Consider the following 1,242-nt stretch of genomic DNA (forward strand, 5'->3'; position numbering starts at 1 on the left):
GTTGTAGTATTCTTTTTTCACGTTCCATATTATTTATGCTTGGAGCAAGTTCCAGTAGTTTTGCTTCTTTGTTGGATGCAATAGCAATCGTTTGGGTGCCAATATCTATTCCGACTTTACCTTCGCTAATGGAATGCTTTACTTCTCCAGTTTCTTTATTGTATTTAGTTGGTGGCACGCCTTCCATTACTAACTGAATATAAAATTTATTCTTACCACGAACTAATTTTCTCACGATGCGACAATATTTAATCTTGTTATTTTCTATAGCTGTTTGTGCGTACACATCATTTCTTTTAATAACCACTGAAACAGTCAATCCGTTCCATTTTAGTTTGTTGTCGGTGAAACGAATTCCAGTTTTATTGCTTTTACCTTCTAGACTATTCATTTCACCAAAACGTTTAAATTTTACTTTATCTGCTTCGTGAAACATTAACTTTTGAAAAGCCTTAAAGCATCTAGTAGCAATTTTCTGTGCAGTAAAGCTATCTATATTTTTCTTGAAATGGTGTTGCATCGGCTTAATAAAACCATGAAGTGAATACTCAGTCAAACCATATTTTTTATTTAATGAATTAAACAACTTATTGCGTTCTTTATCTTTAGTCATTTTATACGCTTTTTTATATTCTTTGCTTTGTTGTAATGTTCTATAGCGCTTATTCAGCTCATTCAAACAAGCGTTATATATTTGTCTGCCTATATTTAATCGCTTATTTAAATTACTTTCTTCAAAAGGTTGCGTGTTTAATTTTAATGTTAAAATAAAGTTTGGCATGAGCATTCACCTCCTAGATGCTCTTTTGATCTTCTATATATTTGACAATTGTTTCTTCTGAAATATGACCGACAGTGCAACAAAAATAGCTTCGCGTCCAAAGAGAAGGAATCTTGCTTTTTAATTTTGGATACTTTTCTCTAAGTATTCGACTACTTTTTCCTTTAAATTTTTGTACTAAGCTATGAATATGCTGTCTTGGGTCAAAAGAAATAAATATGTGGACATGGTCTGGCATAATCTCTAAAGCTTTAATTTCAATATCGTTTTCTTCAGCAACTTCATATAATATCTTTTTTAAATCTTTTTCTATGTCACCAACAAGAACTTTTCGTCTATATTTAGGACAGAATATTATATGATATTGGTTTAAATACACGATCCCTTTTTTATGAATGTATTTGTCAGACATTAGATAGATACCCCCTATCTAATAATTATTGTATGCAAAATTTAAACAA

At 30.7% G+C, this 1,242-nt stretch carries 2 protein-coding genes; both read right to left on the reverse strand.

The window, feature by feature from the left end:
• Window positions 1–781 (reverse strand): nuclease/transposase family protein (locus GGQ92_RS16245; RefSeq protein WP_484494491.1); only part of this gene is annotated, 781 nt, incomplete at its 3' end.
• A gap of 13 nt (window positions 782–794) precedes the next feature.
• The gene (gene tnpA, locus GGQ92_RS16250) at window positions 795–1,193 is read right to left on the reverse strand and encodes an IS200/IS605 family transposase (protein WP_184251360.1); all 399 of its coding nucleotides are present in this window, start codon (window positions 1,191–1,193) and stop codon (window positions 795–797) included.
• Window positions 1,194–1,242 lie beyond the last annotated feature (49 nt).

The sequence above is a fragment of the Gracilibacillus halotolerans genome, assembly GCF_014206945.1.
In the GTDB taxonomy this organism is placed as follows: domain Bacteria; phylum Bacillota; class Bacilli; order Bacillales; family Amphibacillaceae; genus Gracilibacillus; species Gracilibacillus halotolerans.

Bases quoted from the DNA above. Each gene is read 5' to 3' on its own strand.
- tnpA (WP_184251360.1), bottom strand. From the start codon at position 1,193: ATGTCTGACAAATACATTCATAAAAAAGGGATCGTGTATTTAAACCAA.